We start from the raw sequence: 16,096 nt of genomic DNA on the forward strand, positions 1-16,096 counted from the left end.
TATCGAGACCGAGGAGCATCACCGTGGCTGAGCTGTTCTACGACGACGACGCCGACCTGTCCATCATCCAGCAGCGCAAGGTCGCCGTCATCGGGTACGGCAGCCAGGGGCACGCGCACGCGCTGAACCTGCGCGACTCCGGCGTCGACGTCCGCGTCGGCCTGCGCGAGGGCTCGGCGTCCGCCAAGAAGGCCGAGGACGAGGGCCTGCGCGTGCTGACCGTCGCCGACGCCGTGAAGGAGGCGGACGTCGTCGTCATCCTCGCGCCGGACCAGGTCCAGCGGCACGTGTACCGCGACGAGATCGCCCCGAACCTCACCGAGGGCGCGGCGCTCGTCTTCGGGCACGGCTTCAACATCCGGTTCGGCTACATCAAGCCCGAGGCCGGCCACGACGTGCTCATGGTCGCCCCCAAGGGCCCGGGCCACCTCGTGCGCCGCGAGTACGTCGACGGCCGCGGCGTGCCCGTGATCGTCGCCGTCGAGCAGGACGCGTCCGGCTCCGCGTGGGAGCTCGCCCTCTCGTACGCGAAGGGCATCGGCGGCCTCCGCGCCGGCGGCATCAAGACCACGTTCACCGAGGAGACCGAGACCGACCTCTTCGGCGAGCAGGCCGTGCTGTGCGGCGGCGCCTCGCAGCTGGTCCAGTACGGCTTCGAGACGCTGACCGAGGCGGGCTACCAGCCCGAGGTCGCGTACTTCGAGGTGCTGCACGAGCTGAAGCTGATCGTCGACCTCATGGTCGAGGGTGGCATCGCCAAGCAGCGCTGGTCCGTCTCCGACACGGCCGAGTACGGCGACTACGTCTCCGGCCCGCGCGTCATCGACCCGCACGTCAAGGAGAACATGAAGGCCGTCCTCGCGGACATCCAGAACGGCGCCTTCGCCGAGCGCTTCATCGCCGACCAGGACGCCGGCGCCCCCGAGTTCACCGCGCTCCGCGAGAAGGGCGAGGCGCACCCGATCGAGACCACCGGCCGCGAGCTGCGGAAGATGTTCTCGTGGATCAAGCCCGCTGACTCCGACTACACGGAGGGCAGCGCCGCTCGCTGACCCACACCGTCAGCAGCGACGCGCGCGGCCGCCGCCCCGGAGACCCCGGGTCGGCGGCCGCACGTGCGTCCGCGCACCGAGGTCAGGGCCCCGAGGTAGTTCGCGACTGCGCGAGGTAGTTCGCGACTGCGCGAGGTAGTTCGCGACTGCGCGAGGTAGTTCGCGACCGCGCGAGGTAGTTCCAGCCGGTCAGCCCAGCAGGCCGGCCCAGCCGCGGACGACGTCGACCAGCCCCACCCGGTCGAGTGCGTCCACGTCGGAGAGGCGGTGCCACGCGACGTCGTCGGTGGAGCCGTCCGTCTCGACGGTCAGCTCCCCGCCGACGACGTGCGCGCGGTACACGATGCGGATGCCGTGCATCGGCTCGGTCGGGGTGCCGAGGCCGACGTCGTACCTGCGCTCTGTCGGGACGACGATGCTGTCGACGCCGAGGAGCCCGTCGAGCGCGACCTCGTACCCGGTCTCCTCGCGCAGCTCGCGCACGACGGCGTCCTCGGGGTGCTCGCCGGGGTCGATCCCGCCGCCGGGCATCGTCCAGCCCGACCCGGTGTCGGCGGACCAGTGCGGGAGCAGGATGCGGTCGTCCTCGACGACGAGGGCATAGGCGGCGACGCGCGTGAGCATCCCGGCATCGTGCCACGCGCGTGGCCTGGCAGGATGGGAGCATGACCGACGACGCGAACCCGGGGCAGGACGAGACCGGCCTGACCGACAGCGGCCTGACCGACACCGGCCAGGCGGACCGCATCGCACAGTTCTGGGACGTCGCCCGGCCGAGCGCCGGCCGTACCAGCCACGGGGGCGCGGTGGGCGAGCGCAGCGAGAACGTCGTGCCGCCGCCGGCGTGGTCGTTCGGCGACTCGCCCGAGCTGGCCGACGAGCTGCTCCAGCTGGTCCTCGACGGTGTGAAGACCGGTACCGCCGCCGCCGTGTGGGAGTACGAGGCGGCCGACGAGCCGCTGCCGCGCAAGGGCGACCTGTCGATCGTGCTCGACGGCGCAGGTGCACCTCGTCTCCTCATCAAGACCACCCAGGTGGACACCGTCCCCTTCGCCGAGGTGACCGCCGAGCACGCCGCCGCCGAAGGGGAGGGGGACCGCACCCTGGCCGACTGGCGCGACGGTCACGAGCGCTACTGGCGCAGGACGCTCGCGCAGATCGGACGCGAGTTCGACCCGGCGATGCCCGTGGTCTGCGAGCGGTTCAAGGTGCTCTTCCGCTCCTGACCCAGAGCGACCGGCTGGTCCAGCCGGCGGCCCACCCTGCCCAGTGCGCTCGACCGTGATCACGCGTTCCTCGGGGCTCGCCCGACGCCGTCCGGGCCCGAGCAGTCCAGGGGTCCAGGCCATGGCATCTTCGGGCCGGCACCATGCCTCAGAACGGCGGTGCCTCGAGAGCGGCACCGATGTCGGCGGGCTTCCCTGACGCGGCCCTCTCGCGCCGAGGAGCGAGCCCTGCCTCGTGCCGGGGATCGTCATTGCCACCTCCGGGTGGTTCGTGGCCGTGGGGGAGCGAGCGGTGCCGGGTGGTGTCGATCGGCGGGGGATGGGTGGTGTGACGGCGGCCGGTGGGGGAGACCCACTCGAGCGTGCCGGCCCAGCCGTCAGACCCCGCTGCGCCTCGGGTGTCTGCGGGGTGCGGTCGTCGGGCCTTCGGGGCCGGGATCTGCGTGACCTTCCAGGTGGTCTGGTGTTTCAGGACGTGATGTCGGCGACAGAGCGCCGCGAGATTGGTGGCGTTCGTGGTGCCGCCGTCGGCCCAGGCGACGGTGTGGTCGAGGTCCGCTCGCTGGGCGGGGTGGGTACAGCCGGGGAAGCGGCAGGTGGTGTCGCGTTCACGCACCAACGCCTTGAGGTCGGCGGGCACGACGTAGGTGGTGCGTCCGTGCGACAGGACGGTGCCGGTCTCGGGATCGGTGAGGATGCGCCGGAGTGACGGGGCGAGGGCGGTGAGCTGTCGCGCGGTGTCGGGGTCGATGGGGACATGCCCGTCCATCGTGGCGGGAGCGTCGGTGATGCCGAGCAGGGAGAGCACCGGGACCGTGACGGTGACCCGCGGCCGGATCGAGCGGGCCAGCGTCGCCAGTGACGGCCCGTCGCGCAGCGGTTCGACGGTGGGGATGTCGCAGTCCTTGACGGCGTCCGCCCTCCGTCCCGTCGTGCCGTCGTCGAGCGCGCCGTCATCGAGAGAGCCGTCGTCAAGGAGGAGGGCGGCGAGGGTGTCGGCGCGGGCCTGGGCCAGGGTGCGCGGGTCGCCTTCGGCGACGAGGTGCCTGCCGGATCGGGTGAGGCGGTCGTGGGCCGCATGGGCGAGCGGTGCCGGCAGGTGGGCGACCAGCCAGGCCATGCCGTCGCGGCCCTCGTCGAGGTAGACCGCGCGGTGCTGGGCGGCCTCGGCGTGCCGGACGTCGGCAGGGACGGGGTGGGCCGACTCGACTCGCGGGCGCGGCGGGTCGTGGTGCCGGCCTGGGTGGGCGTGCTGGTGATCTGGCCGGTGGCAGGGTCGGTGGTCGAGGCGAGGACGGATCGTTCGATCTCTCGTGCTTCGGTGGGCGTGAGGTCGCTGAGGTGCTTGGTGACCTGGACAGCATGTGCCCAGGTCAGGCGCCCCTCGCCGAGAGCGGTCAGTGTCGCGGGTGCCTTGGCGGTCAGGGTGACGGCGTGGTCGGTGAGGCCGCCCGCGGCGTGCTCGCCGACGTGCAGGGTGGTGGCGATCTCGGCGACGACGGCGCGGTGGGCGAGCTCGAGCCTGCGGGCGGAGGGTGCCCGGCGCACGGCCGGGTCGCTGCTGTCGACGAGGTCGGGCTCCAGGAGCACGGCCAGGTCGACGGCTCGTGCCAGCAGCACGGCGCGCCGGGCGTGCAGCGTCGCGACGCGGGCCTCGAGGTCGGCAAGCTCGTCGAGCACGCCGTCCAGGTCGGCCAGGCACGACGGCGGCGTAGGTGCCGGGGTGCCCGCTGCACTGCCTGTCGCCGCGGCCTGGTGGCGTGATTCCTCGTCGAGCAGCTCGCGCGTGGAGGGCTCCCACGTGCGCGGCAGCGCGGCCAGCCGAGCCGCCTCGACCCGCAACCGCGCGCCGTCGACCGTGCCGGCAGAGGTGCCGGCGACCGGGTCGCGGAGCGTCGTCGTCATGCCCCGATCCTAGGCGATGTTCGAACACCTGTTCTATCGCCGGGGCGCAAACCTGTGGACAGCTGCGCCGCCGGCTCTCCGAGGCAACGGCTTCCTGGCGGACGGCGCGCGCCTCGTCGACGAACGTCCGGGCCTCGCGGAGGTCCGCCAGGTGCGCCGGCGGGCGGCTACGCGGGCGTGAGCACCAGCCAGGCGAAGCCGACCACGCCGCGGTAGCCGCCCAGGTACTCGTCGCGCCGCTGGTCGGAGAAGGCGCGGGCGCCCGGCGTGCCGAGGCGTTCGATCCCCGCGCGCCAGTCGGACTCGAAGTCGTCCCACTCCGCCTGCGACGAGGCGGCGGCGTGCAGCACGCGGAACCCGGCGTCCGTCGCGGCGCGGGCCAGGCCGGCGAGGTCGGGCAGGTCGCCGAAGACCTCCCGCACCGCGGCGTCGGGCTCGGCGTCGTAGACGCCGTCGCCGAACAGCAGCCTCCCGCCGGCCTCGGTGCGACGGTGCAGCGCGGTGAGCGCGGCGGGGGCGTCGCCCCAGATGTGGCCGGCGCCGACGTTCAGCACCACGGCCGCCGTCGTGTCCCACGTCGTCGCGTCCGCCTCGTGGAAGGCGACCCGGTCGCCCAGGCCTCGCGTCCTCGCCCCCTGCCTGGCGCGCTCGAGGTCGGCCGGCGCCCGGTCGACGCCGTCGCCGGCGAGGCCGTGCCGCTCGCACAGCCGCAGCAGCAGCTCGCCGGAGCCGCAGCCGAGGTCGAGGACGCGGGTGTCGGGCGTCGGGGGCGCGAGGCGCTCGACGAGGTCGGCCGCCCGGGCGGCGCCGAGGGGGGAGTTGAAGGTCAAGTTCTGGGCGGCCGCGTCGAAGTACGGCCGGAGGTCCTCGTCGTCCGGGGTCATGCCGCGATCGTGGGCGCGCCGGGCCGCCCCGACAAGCCATTTGTCGAGGGTGCGCGCGTGACCTGCGCGGTCACGTGGCATGGTGTCCGAAGAATGAGATTTCTGTCCGCATCATGACCCCGTGGGCTTAGGCTCGCTCCCATGACGCGGAGCATCGACCTGGCAGTGGTGGCCGGCGACGGCATCGGTACGGAAGTCGTGGAGCAGGGCCTCGCGGTCCTCGAGGCGGCGGTGTCCGGTGCGGACGTGAAGGTCTCCACGACCGAGTTCGACCTCGGCGCGCGCCGGTGGCACGCCACGGGCGAGACGCTCACCGACGCCGACCTGGCAGCCATCAAGGGCCACGACGCGATCCTCCTGGGCGCGATCGGCGACCCGAGCGTGCCGTCGGGCGTCCTCGAGCGCGGTCTGCTGCTCAAGCTCCGCTTCTCGCTCGACCACTACGTGAACCTGCGCCCGGGCAAGCTGTACCCCGGCGTGACGAGCCCGCTGGCCAACCCGGGCGAGGTGGACTTCGTCGTCGTCCGCGAGGGCACCGAGGGTCCGTACGTGGGCAACGGCGGCGCGCTGCGCGTCGGCACCCCGCACGAGATCGCGACCGAGGTGTCCGTCAACACCGCGTTCGGCGTCGAGCGCGTCGTGCGCGACGCCTTCGCCCGCGCCCAGGCCCGCCCCCGCAAGCACCTCACGCTGGTGCACAAGCACAACGTGCTGGTGCACGCCGGGCACCTGTGGCGCCGCACCGTCGAGGCCGTGAACGCCGAGTTCCCCGACGTCACCACGGACTACCTGCACGTCGACGCGGCCACGATCTTCCTCACGACCAACCCGTCGCGGTTCGACGTGATCGTCACCGACAACCTGTTCGGCGACATCCTCACGGACCAGGCGGCCGCCATCACCGGCGGCATCGGCCTCGCCGCGTCGGCGAACATCAACCCGGACCGCACCGCGCCGTCCATGTTCGAGCCGGTGCACGGCTCGGCGCCGGACATCGCGGGCCAGGGCAAGGCGGACCCGACCGCCACCGTGCTGTCGGTCTCGCTCCTGCTCGACCACCTCGGCCTCACCGAGGAGGCCGCCCGCGTGGAGGCCGCGGTCGCGGCCGACCTCGTCGAGCGCGGCGACCGAGTACGCACGACGGCCGAGGTCGGGCGCGACCTCGCCGCTCGCGTCAACGGCTGACGACCCGCGTCGTCACCCGGACGGCGCGGCGCCACCCGCGCCGCGCCGTCGGACGAGTCGTCCGAGCCACCGCCCGCCCCGGCCGTCATCCCTCCTGTCGATCACCCGACTCCTTCTGTAGTCCGGGTGCCCGCTGTGGTCGGAGCGACGCCGGTGCCCACGTGGTGCGCGGTCGTGGAAAACTACAGGGGTCACCCGGCGAAAGGCCCCCGATCATGACCACTTCCAGCACCACCTCCTCCGCCCCGAGCACCGACGCGTCCGGCATCCTCCCGGCCGAGCTCGAGGACCTCGTCGCACTCTTCGACGTGCGGGCGACGGACAGCCCGACGCCCGGCGCCGAGCGCGAGGCCGCGCTGCAGGCGCCGAAGTTCGGCACCGTCTTCTCCGACCACATGGCCCGCATCAGCTGGCGCCAGGGCGACGGGTGGCTCGACCGCCGCATCGAGAAGTACGGCCCGCTGCAGATCGACCCCGCGACCGCCGTCCTGCACTACGCGCAGGAGATCTTCGAGGGGATGAAGGCGTACAAGCACGACGACGGGTCGGTCTGGACGTTCCGCCCGGACGCCAACGCGGCGCGGTTCGCCCGGTCGGCGCACCGCCTGGCGCTGCCCAGCCTGTCGGTGGACGACTTCATCGGCTCCATCGCCGCGCTCGTGCGCACGGACCTCGACTGGGTGCCGTCCGGGGAGGACTCCAGCCTGTACCTGCGGCCCTTCATGTTCGCGTCCGAGACGTTCCTGGGCGTGCGTCCCGCGGCCGAGGTGGAGTACCTCGTCATCGCCTCGCCCGTGGGCCCGTACTTCGCCGGCGGCGTGAAGCCGGTGTCGATCTGGGTGTCGGAGGACTACCACCGGTCCGGGCCGGGCGTCACGGGCGACGCCAAGTGCGGCGGGAACTACGCCGCGAGCCTCCTGCCGCAGATGATCGCGCAGGAGCAGGGCTTCGACCAGGTGTGCTTCCTCGACGCGACCACGAACACGTACCTCGAAGAGCTCGGCGGCATGAACGTGTTCGTCGTCATGGCGGACGGCTCGGTGCACACCCCGGAGCTCACGGGCTCGATCCTCGAGGGTGTGACGCGCTCGTCGATCCTGCAGCTCGCCGCGGACCACGGTCGCGACGTCGTGGAGCGCCGGATCCCGATCTCCGAGATCGCCGCGGGGCTCGCGGACGGCAGCGTGGCCGAGATGTTCGCCTGCGGGACCGCCGCCGTGATCACCCCCGTCGGCCGGCTGGCGGGCAGCTCGTTCGACCACCAGGTCGGCGGCGGGGAGCCCGGTGAGCTCACCATGGCGATCCGTTCCGAGCTGACCGACATCCAGTACGGCCGCGCCGCCGACCGCCACGGCTGGATGCGCCGGCTCGCCTGATCCCCACCCCGGGAGGCTGTCGACCCATGCCCACCCCGATCACGGCGGGCGAGCTGAACCGTACGACGCTCGCGCGCCAGCAGCTGCTCACCCGGTCCGACGACGACCTCGTGTCGGTCGTGGGCCGGGTGGGCGGGCTGCAGGCGCAGCACGCCGACATGCCGTACATCGCGCTCTGGGCGCGGCGGGCGGGCCAGACGGTCGCCGAGCTCGAGCACGCCCTGACGGACCGGTCCGTGGTCAAGGCGACCGTCATGCGGTCCACGCTGCACGTGGTGCCCAGCGCCGACTGGCCGCTGCTCGACGCGGTCTCGGCGGAGCAACGACTGGCGGGCTGGCGCGCGAGCGCACGTCGCGCAGGGGTGGACCTGGTCGCCCTCAACCGGGCCGTGCGCGCGTTCTGCGCCGAGCCGCGGACGCTGGACGAGGTGGAGGCGTTCGCCGCGGAGCAGTACCCGGACGTCGACGCCGTCGCGGCGATCCCCGGCGGGGTGAGCCGCGCATGGTGGCGCCTCGCGAGCGCCGGTGGTGGGCTGGTGCACGTGCCGCCGAGCGGGATGTGGGGTTCCCACGTCGCGGCGCACCATCAGGACGGCGTGCACTGGCTCGCCGACGTGCTGCCGCACCCGCTGCCCTCGCCGCCGGCCGACGAGGCGCGCGCCCGGGCGGTGTCCCGCTACCTGGCGGCCTTCGGCCCGGCGTCCGTGCGGGACGTCGCGCGGGGCCTCGGGGTGCGCGGCGTCGGCGCGATGAAGCGGGCGCTCGCCCTGCTGGAGCTGCGGGTGTACACCGCGCCCGACGGGCGTGAGCTGCTGGACCTGGCCGACGCCGACCTCACGCCCGCCGACACCCCGGCCCCGGTTCGGCTCCTGCCTCGCTGGGACCAGCTCCTCGTCGCGCTCGACGAGCGGTCCCGGCTCCTCGACGCCGAGCACGCGGGCCTCGTCTACCGGCGGAACGCCGACGTGCTCCCGACCCTCTGGGTGGACGGGCGGGTGGCCGGGACCTGGTCGCTGGACGTCGACGCGCGCCGGGCCACGGTGCACCTGGAGCCCTTCACCGGGGACGCGTGGGCAGCCCACCGCGACGAGCTGGAGGCCGAGGCGGGCTCGCTCCTCGACCTCGTGGCGGAGGACGCGCCGCAGCGCGAGGTCACCTGGTCCGCGGAGCCGGCCGCACGAGAGTCCGGCCGAGCACGCCGTTGAGCATGGCGGAGACCGCCACCCCGAGCACCGCCCACACCAGGGCGGTCGCCACCGCGGACCCGGCGGGCCCGTCGCCCGTGAACGGCAGCGCGGCGAGGATCACCGTGGTCAGGGCGACCAGCCAGCCGAAGAACATCCGGGGCCGCGGCACCACTCGTACGAGCGCCTGCAGCACGACGGCGGCGAGCAGGGCGAAGACCGCGCCGGTGAGCGCCCACGCGAGCCCGGGCGCGCCGGGCAGCGCGCGGGACGGCCCGAGCAGCCCCACACCGAACGCGCCGTCGAACACGACCGAGGCGGTGAGCCCCAGGACGGCGCACACCAGGACGGTGACGGCGGCGCCCGACCAGTAGCGCGGCCGGTCGAGGGCGAGCAGGGCGCGCGACGTCGGGGCCGGCGCGTCCCACGCGTCGACCGGCTCGGCCGTCGGCACGGTGTCCGGCAGGATCCCGGGCGGGGGGTCCGCGGGGCTCGTGGGACCGCCGGGTGTTCGCGACTCGCTCATCGGTACGGCCTCCTGACCTCGGGTGACAAGGGCAAGCCGACCACAGCCGCCCCTCGGTCGCACGGTAGCGGGCGGGGGGAGCCTGGGGACGCGGGGTGGACGCCCTGTCCTGGCGGCGGGCGGGTGTGGCACCATGTGGCCCATGACACGCCTCGCGCACCAGCGTCGCTTCCTCATCATTCCGTAGCGCGTCCGGCACACCGTCCGGACGCGCAGACCTTCCGTACCCCGGAGGGTCTTTTTTGTTGATCAGATCGTCCAGAGCTCCACGAGCTGGGGAGTCCCCGCATGACCGCCACCCCGTTCCACGTGTACGACACCACCCTGCGCGACGGCGCGCAGCAGGAGGGCATGAACCTCTCGGTGGCGGACAAGCTGGCCATCGCGCCGCTGCTGGACGAGCTGGGCGTCGGCTTCATCGAGGGTGGCTGGCCGGGCGCCGTGCCCAAGGACACGGAGTTCTTCCGGCGCGCGGCCAAGGAGCTCGACCTCCGCAACGCGGTGCTCGCCGCGTTCGGCGCCACCCGCAAGGCGGGCACCCGCGCCTGGGACGACCCCCAGGTGCGCGCGCTGCTCGACTCCGAGGCGCCGGTCGTGACGCTCGTGGCCAAGTCCGACGTCCGGCACGTCGAGCGCGCCCTGCGCACGACGCCGGCCGAGGGCCTGGCGATGATCGCGGACACCGTGGCGTTCCTCGTCGGCGAGGGGCGCCGCGTGGTGGTCGACGCAGAGCATTTCTTCGACGGCTACCGCTTCGACCCGGCCTACGCCCGGGCCGCGGCCGAGGCGGCGTTCGAGGCGGGCGCCGAGGTGGTCGCGCTCTGCGACACCAACGGCGGCATGCTGCCGCACTGGGTGACCGACGTCGTGACCGAGGTGCGCGAGGCCCTCGGCGTGCCGCACGTGAGCGACGCCGTCGCGGGCGACCGGCTCCTCGGCGTGCACGCCCACAACGACTCGGGGTGCGCCGTGGCGAACACCCTGGCCGCCGTGGCCGCCGGGTGCGGGCACGTGCAGGGCACCGTGAACGGGTACGGCGAGCGCACGGGCAACGTGGACCTCGTCACCGTCGTCGCGAACCTCGAGCTCAAGCACGGGCTGCGCACGCTCACCGGGGGCGGTCTCGAGGAGGCCACCCGCATCGCGCACGCCGTCGCCGAGATCACGAACATCTCGCCGTACGCCCGGCAGCCGTACGTGGGCGCGAGCGCCTTCGCCCACAAGGCGGGGCTGCACGCGAGCGCCATCAAGGTGGACCCCGACCTGTACCAGCACATCGACCCCACCGCCGTCGGCAACGACATGCGCATGCTCGTGTCCGACATGGCGGGGCGCGCGTCGATCGAGCTCAAGGGGCGCGAACTGGGGTACGACCTCAGCGGTCAGGGCGAGCTCCTCACCCGCGTCACCACCCGCGTCAAGGACGCGGAGGCGCAGGGCTACACCTTCGACGCGGCCGACGCGTCGTTCGAGCTGCTGCTGCGCGAGGAGCTCACGGGTGCGCGGCAGTCGTACTTCCGGGTCGAGAGCTGGCGCACGATCGTCGAGACGGTCGCCGGGGGAGCGGGGCACGACGCCGCGGGCCGGGAGGCGGACGCCGTCGCCGAGGCGACGGTGAAGCTGCACGCCGGGGGCGAGCGCGTCGTCGCGACGGGGGAGGGCAACGGCCCGGTGAACGCTCTCGACCAGGCCTTGCGCAGCGCGCTCACGCACGGCTACCCGCAGATCGAGAAGTTCGAGCTGATCGACTTCAAGGTGCGGATCCTCGACGCGCAGCAGGGCACGGACGCGACCACGCGCGTGCTGGTCGAGACGACGGACGGGCAGCACTCGTGGTCCACCGTCGGGGTGGGGGCGAACGTCATCGAGGCGGCGTGGGAGTCGCTCATCGACGCGTACGTGTACGGCCTGCTGCACGCGGGCGTCGAGCCGCGCTGACCGGCCGAGGACCCGCGGTGGCTACCGCGGTGCGCGGGCCTGCAGGCGGTGGGGCTGCACGGCCTCGTACGTGGCCTTGAGCGCCGCGGTGGTCTGGTCGTAGCGGCGCTGCGCGACGCGCACGAACAGGAAGTCGACGATGGCGAGCTGCGCGATGCGGCTCGACATCGCGCCGGAACGGAACTGGGTCTCGCGCGCCGTCGTGGACAGCACGACGTCGGCGAGCTCGGCCAGCGGGGACGACGGGAAGTTGGTGACGGCGACCGTCGTGGCGCCCGCCTCCTGCGCGAGGGTGAGCGCCTGGACCGTCTCCATCGTCGTGCCCGTGTGCGAGACGGCGACGGCGACCCCGCCCTTGCCGAGCAGGGCCGCGGACTGGAGCTGGCCGTGCAGGTCCACCGGGGCGAAGCAGACGATGCCGATGCGGGAGAGCTTCTGCGCCAGGTCCTGCGCGGTGAGGCCGCTGGACCCGGAGCCGTAGACGTCGACGCGGGGGGCGGCGGCCATGGCGTCGACGGCGCGCTCGAGGGCGTCGAGGTCGAGCATGCGCGCCGTCTCCTCGATGGTCCGGGCCTCGTGGAAGGCGATCTTGGAGACGACGTCGGTGGCGGTGTCGGTCCGGTTGATCTCGCCCTCGGCGATGCCGGAGCGCTCGAGCTCGACGGCGCGGCGGCTGGTGGCCTGTGCGAGGTCGATGCGGAACTCCGGGTAGCCGGCGTAGCCCACGGCGCGGCAGAAGCGCACGACGGTCGCCTGGGAGGTCCCGGCGCGTGCCGCGAGCTCGGTGATGGTGGCGCCGACGACGCCCGGCGGGTCGTCGAGCACGACGGACGCGATGCGCGCCTCGGCGGGTCGCAGGGTGGGCAGCGTCTGGCGGAGCCGGACGAGGACGTCACCGTTCATGCGCGGAGGTCTCCTTCCCGGCGGGCGCCGGCGTCAGGGGTGGGCGGGGCGGACGGCCGGGCGGTGCCGCGCACCGTGACCCAGGGCTCGTACGGCTCGACGAGCGCGCCGCCACGGTCGTCGACGAGCGATCGGGCGAGGCGCAGCGCGCCGTCGAGCGGGCTGCCCTCTGCGGGCAGGAGCCGGACGTCGGGGCGCAGCGCCGACAGGCGCGCCACGAGCGGGGTGCGTACGGCGTCCCCGATCTGCAGGACGCCGCCGGTCACGGCGGCCAGCGGCGGGATGCCGGGTCGCAGCGCGGCGGCGAGGGTCTCGGCGAGGTGGGTGCCGGCGTCGTGCAGGATGCCCTGGGCCACCTGGTCGCCGGCGTGGGCGGCGTCCGCGACGGCGGGCGTGAACGACGCGAGCACGTGGGCCCGGTCGGCGCGGCCGTAGAGCGCCGCCGGCCAGCCCTCGACGGGACCGAAGCGCTCGATCCCGGCGGCGAGCAGCGTGGGGGAGGCGGGGCCGGGCCGGCCGTCGTGCGTGGCGACCGCGGCGCGCAGCCCGTGCGCGCCGATCCAGGAGCCGGAGCCGAGGTCGCCCAGCAGGTGCCCCCAGCCGTCCGCGCGGTGCCAGCGACGGCGCAGGTCCGTGGCGAGGACGATCGCGCCGGTGCCGACCGCGGCGACGGCGCCGGGCCGGCCGCCGAGCGCGCCGAGGTGCGCGGCGAGCGCGTCCGCGGCGACGGCCGTGGCGCGGGCGCCGGCGGCGTGCAGGACGTCGTGCAGGGCGCCGGGGTCGGCGACGAGGGACGGCAGCCCGGTGACCGACAGGGCGGCGGCCGCGATCCGCACCCCCGGCCACCGGCCGGCCAGGTCGGCGACGAGCTCTGCCACGACGTCGGCGGCGTCGCTCCCGGCGGCGGTGATCCGCACGGGACGGCCGGTGAGGGCGAGGGTGTCGTCGGCGACAGGGCCGTGGGCGGGCACGGCGACGAGTCGGGCGCCGCTGCCGCCGACGTCGACGGCGACGACGTGCTCGGGAGCGAGGGGCGGGGCGTTCGTGCCGGTCACGGGGAACAGTGTGGCAGTCATTTTCTTGCGGAGGGGGGCTAACGAAACGAATCTCGCCCGCTCGAGGGGCGGTGTGACCGACGCCGCGTCCCACCCGGGCGCGGCACGGCTACCGTAAGGACGTGCATGGTGAGTACAAGGTTCCCGGTGGCAAGCTCGTGACGGTCGACCTCGACGTGCGCGAGGGGATGCTCGCCGACGTCCGGCTCAGCGGCGACTTCTTCCTCGAGCCGGACGACGCGCTCGAGGTGATCGACGCCAGCCTGGTGGGGCTGCCGCGCGAGACGTCCACGGGCGAGCTCGCGCGCGCCGTCGACGACGGGCTGCGGATCGCGGAGCAGGACGGCCGCGTGGCCGGCGCGGTGACGATGGTCGGCTTCGACGCCTGGGCGGTCGCCGTCGCGGTGCGCCGCGCGCTGGGCCTGGCGACCACGTGGGACGACCACACCTTCGAGGTGCTGCGCCCGGGCCCGCTGGCCCCGGCCACCCTCGCCGCGCTGGACCAGGTGCTCACCGAGGAGCTCGCCGAGGGCCGGCGCGGCCCCACGCTGCGCTTCTGGGACTGGACGGAGCGCGCCGTGTTCATCGGGTCGTTCCAGTCGCTGCGCAACGAGGTCGACCCCGAGGGCGTGCGCAAGCACGACGTCACCGTGGTGCGCCGCATCTCCGGCGGCGGGGCCATGTTCATGGAGGCCGGCAACTGCGTCACGTTCTCCCTGGTCGTGCCGGCGTCGCTCGTCGACGGGATGTCCTTCGAGCAGTCCTACGCCTTCCTCGACTCGTGGGTGCTCGGCGCCCTGGAGTCCGTCGGCGTCGAGGCCTACTTCGCCGGCATGAACGACGTGGCGTCGCCCGGCGGGAAGCTCGCGGGCTCCGCGCAGAAGCGCCTCGCCGGCGGTGCGGTGCTGCACCACATGACGATGGCCTACGACATCGACAGCGCGAAGATGCTCGAGGTGCTGCGCATCGGCCGGGAGAAGCTGTCCGACAAGGGCACCACCAGCGCCAACAAGCGGGTGGACCCGCTGCGCTCGCAGACCGGCATGGCGCGCGACGAGATCGTCGACGCCTTCGAGGCGCACTTCAAGGCGCACCACCGGACCGTGGACTCCACGCTGCGGCCCGAGGAGCTGGAGCGCGCCGCCGACCTCGTGCGCACCAAGTTCGGCAACCCGACCTGGATCAACCGGGTGCCCTGACCAGCCCAGCCCCTGGCGCGGGAGGTCACCGTCCTGTCACGGATCGGTGCGGTGACTTTGCACACCCGGGTTCGGTCAGTAATCTCCCTCCCAGAGCGACTCCCCGGAAGTTCCTTTCAGCCGAGGGTCGCTCGACCAAGGACAGCGCGCTCTGCACGGCAACCAGCCGCAGACAGCGAGACGACGACGTCGCGCCGGACGACAAGGACGTCGGGACGACATGACCGCGCGAACGGCGCCCACGGGCGCCGCGCACGAGGGAGGGCGGCCCAGGAGGCCGCCACGGGAGGACTGGAATGCGGCGACAGATGTGGACCCGGAAGACCGTGGGGGTCGCGACCGCGGCACTGGTGGCGCTCGGCGCGGCCGCCTGCAGCGGCGGCTCCGACGACGGCGGGAACGGGGCCGTCGACGGCGAGGGCAAGACCCTCGACGTCTGGATCATGCAGGGCACCAACCCCAGCGCTGACACCTTCTTCGACGAGGTCGGGAAGGCCTTCACCGAGGAGACCGGCGCCAAGCTGAACGTCGAGTTCGTCGAGTGGGCGGACGCGCACGACCGGTTCGTCACCGCGATCGCGGGCGGCACCACCCCCGACGTCGCCGAGACCGGCACCACCTGGACGCCGGAGTTCGCCGACGCGGGGGCGCTCGCGCCGCTCGACGACTACGTGGCCGACGCCGGCCTGGGCGACGACCTGGTGGACGGCCTCGTCGACGCGGGCACCTACGACGGCAAGCTGTACGGCATGCCCTGGTACGCGGGCGTCCGTTCGCTCGTCTACAACAAGGAGATGTTCGAGAAGGCCGGTGTGAAGCCGCCCACCACGTGGGCGGAGATCGAGTCGGCCGCCAAGGCGATCAAGGCGAAGTTCCCGGACAAGACCGCCGTGGCGGTGCCCGGCGACGCCGAGTTCACGGTCTACCCGTGGGTGTGGGGCGCCGGCGGCGAGGTCGCGACGCAGGACGGCGACACGTGGACCTCGGGCCTCGACAGCGCCGCGTCGCAGGAGGGCCTCAGCTTCTGGACCGGTCTGGCGAAGGACGGCTACTCGTCGGCGGGCGCGACCACCTGGCGCGAGACCGACGTCCTGGACGCGTTCGCCCAGGGCGACGTCGGCATGGCCGTCATGGGCTCGTGGACGCCCGGCGCGATCATCGAGGCGAACAAGGACATGAAGGGCAAGTTCGCCGCCGTGCCGATCCCGGGCAAGGACGGCGGCATCGCCCCGTCGGTGCTCGGCGGCTCGCACCTGAGCATGTTCTCCACGGCGAAGGACCAGGACCTCGCGTTCGCGTTCATCAAGCTCATGACCACGGGTGAGTTCGCCACGAAGTGGGGCGAGCAGGCCGGCTACTTCCCGGGCCAGAAGTCGCTGCTGGACGAGACGCTCAAGAGCACGGACCCGCTCGTCGCGCCGTTCGCGAAGCAGTTCGTCGAGGGCGGCGCGTCCGTGCCCGTGTCGCCGAACTTCGGCGCCGTGCAGGCCAAGCTGACGACCAGCACGATGATGCAGTCGATCCTGTCGGGCAGCGAGGACGTGCCCACCGCCAGCACCAAGGCCGCCGACGAGATGTCGTCGCTGCTCAACGGTGGCAGCTGACGGATGACGAGCACTCTCCCCGTCGCGGCCCCCGCCGGGCCCGGGCAGCAGCCCGGGCC

The 16,096-nt window shown here is 73.6% G+C and carries 15 protein-coding genes; 9 read left to right on the forward strand and 6 right to left on the reverse strand.

What is annotated here, in order from left to right; translation table 11 throughout:
- The first annotated feature begins 23 nt into the window (after positions 1-23).
- Positions 24-1,052: a ketol-acid reductoisomerase gene (ilvC, locus tag ACWGKI_RS13790; RefSeq protein ID WP_380243124.1), complete on the forward strand. Its 1,029-nt coding sequence runs from the start codon at positions 24-26 to the stop codon at positions 1,050-1,052.
- 189 nt (positions 1,053-1,241) lie between these two features.
- On the opposite strand, the gene ACWGKI_RS13795 is transcribed toward ilvC, so the two are convergent.
- Positions 1,242-1,676 carry an NUDIX hydrolase gene (locus ACWGKI_RS13795; protein ID WP_380243122.1) on the reverse strand — a complete coding sequence of 145 codons (435 nt, stop codon included), beginning with the start codon at positions 1,674-1,676 and terminating at the stop codon, positions 1,242-1,244.
- 41 nt (positions 1,677-1,717) lie between these two features.
- Between ACWGKI_RS13795 and ACWGKI_RS13800 the strand changes: the two genes are divergently transcribed.
- On the forward strand, positions 1,718-2,278 hold the full coding sequence (locus tag ACWGKI_RS13800; RefSeq protein ID WP_452187701.1) for an ASCH domain-containing protein: 561 nt from the start codon (positions 1,718-1,720) through the stop codon (positions 2,276-2,278).
- 148 nt (positions 2,279-2,426) lie between these two features.
- Here ACWGKI_RS13800 and ACWGKI_RS13805 read toward each other — a convergent pair whose 3' ends face one another.
- Entirely contained in the window at positions 2,427-3,398 is a 972-nt protein-coding gene (locus tag ACWGKI_RS13805; RefSeq protein ID WP_452187703.1) for an HNH endonuclease signature motif containing protein, read from the reverse strand.
- Between the two features lie 314 nt (positions 3,399-3,712).
- Between ACWGKI_RS13805 and ACWGKI_RS13810 the strand changes: the two genes are divergently transcribed.
- Positions 3,713-4,042: a hypothetical protein gene (locus ACWGKI_RS13810; RefSeq protein WP_452187705.1), complete on the forward strand. Its 330-nt coding sequence runs from the start codon at positions 3,713-3,715 to the stop codon at positions 4,040-4,042.
- 308 nt (positions 4,043-4,350) lie between these two features.
- Here the strand turns inward: ACWGKI_RS13810 and ACWGKI_RS13815 are convergent, their stop codons facing one another.
- Positions 4,351-5,067 carry an SAM-dependent methyltransferase gene (locus ACWGKI_RS13815; protein ID WP_452187707.1) on the reverse strand — a complete coding sequence of 239 codons (717 nt, stop codon included), beginning with the start codon at positions 5,065-5,067 and terminating at the stop codon, positions 4,351-4,353.
- A 141-nt stretch (positions 5,068-5,208) separates the two neighbouring features.
- Here ACWGKI_RS13815 and ACWGKI_RS13820 point away from each other — a divergent pair, with 141 nt between their 5' ends.
- From ACWGKI_RS13820 to ACWGKI_RS13830, 3 genes are all read left to right on the forward strand, one after another.
- Positions 5,209-6,252 (forward strand): 3-isopropylmalate dehydrogenase, encoded by a 1,044-nt coding sequence (locus tag ACWGKI_RS13820; protein WP_452187709.1) that lies wholly within the window; start codon positions 5,209-5,211, stop codon positions 6,250-6,252.
- Positions 6,253-6,467: 215 nt separating this feature from the next.
- Positions 6,468-7,628: a branched-chain amino acid aminotransferase gene (locus ACWGKI_RS13825; protein ID WP_452187711.1), complete on the forward strand. Its 1,161-nt coding sequence runs from the start codon at positions 6,468-6,470 to the stop codon at positions 7,626-7,628.
- 26 nt (positions 7,629-7,654) lie between these two features.
- A complete protein-coding gene (locus tag ACWGKI_RS13830; RefSeq protein WP_380244826.1) occupies positions 7,655-8,833 on the forward strand; it encodes a winged helix DNA-binding domain-containing protein in 1,179 nt (392 codons plus the stop codon).
- Here ACWGKI_RS13830 and ACWGKI_RS13835 read toward each other — a convergent pair.
- Positions 8,781-9,338, reverse strand: coding sequence for a hypothetical protein (locus ACWGKI_RS13835; RefSeq protein ID WP_380244827.1), 558 nt, complete (start codon positions 9,336-9,338; stop codon positions 8,781-8,783). The two genes, ACWGKI_RS13830 and ACWGKI_RS13835, sit on opposite strands and share 53 nt — an antisense overlap.
- Before the next feature lie 288 nt (positions 9,339-9,626).
- Here ACWGKI_RS13835 and cimA point away from each other — a divergent pair, with 288 nt between their 5' ends.
- A complete protein-coding gene (gene cimA, locus ACWGKI_RS13840; RefSeq protein WP_452187714.1) occupies positions 9,627-11,276 on the forward strand; it encodes a citramalate synthase in 1,650 nt (549 codons plus the stop codon).
- Between the two features lie 21 nt (positions 11,277-11,297).
- Here the strand turns inward: cimA and ACWGKI_RS13845 are convergent, their stop codons facing one another.
- Both ACWGKI_RS13845 and ACWGKI_RS13850 read right to left on the reverse strand, forming a co-directional pair.
- A complete protein-coding gene (locus ACWGKI_RS13845; RefSeq protein WP_380244829.1) occupies positions 11,298-12,179 on the reverse strand; it encodes a MurR/RpiR family transcriptional regulator in 882 nt (293 codons plus the stop codon).
- Positions 12,176-13,234: an N-acetylglucosamine kinase gene (locus ACWGKI_RS13850; protein ID WP_452187716.1), complete on the reverse strand. Its 1,059-nt coding sequence runs from the start codon at positions 13,232-13,234 to the stop codon at positions 12,176-12,178. The genes ACWGKI_RS13845 and ACWGKI_RS13850 overlap by 4 nt, the downstream gene beginning before the upstream one ends.
- Before the next feature lie 122 nt (positions 13,235-13,356).
- Between ACWGKI_RS13850 and ACWGKI_RS13855 the strand changes: the two genes are divergently transcribed.
- Both ACWGKI_RS13855 and ACWGKI_RS13860 read left to right on the forward strand, forming a co-directional pair.
- Positions 13,357-14,433 carry a lipoyl protein ligase domain-containing protein gene (locus tag ACWGKI_RS13855; RefSeq protein WP_380244831.1) on the forward strand — a complete coding sequence of 359 codons (1,077 nt, stop codon included), beginning with the start codon at positions 13,357-13,359 and terminating at the stop codon, positions 14,431-14,433.
- Between the two features lie 308 nt (positions 14,434-14,741).
- Complete coding sequence (locus ACWGKI_RS13860; RefSeq protein ID WP_452187719.1) at positions 14,742-16,037, forward strand: sugar ABC transporter substrate-binding protein; 1,296 nt, start codon at positions 14,742-14,744, stop codon at positions 16,035-16,037.
- Positions 16,038-16,096 lie beyond the last annotated feature (59 nt).

The sequence above is a fragment of the Isoptericola sp. NPDC055881 genome, from assembly GCF_053615895.1.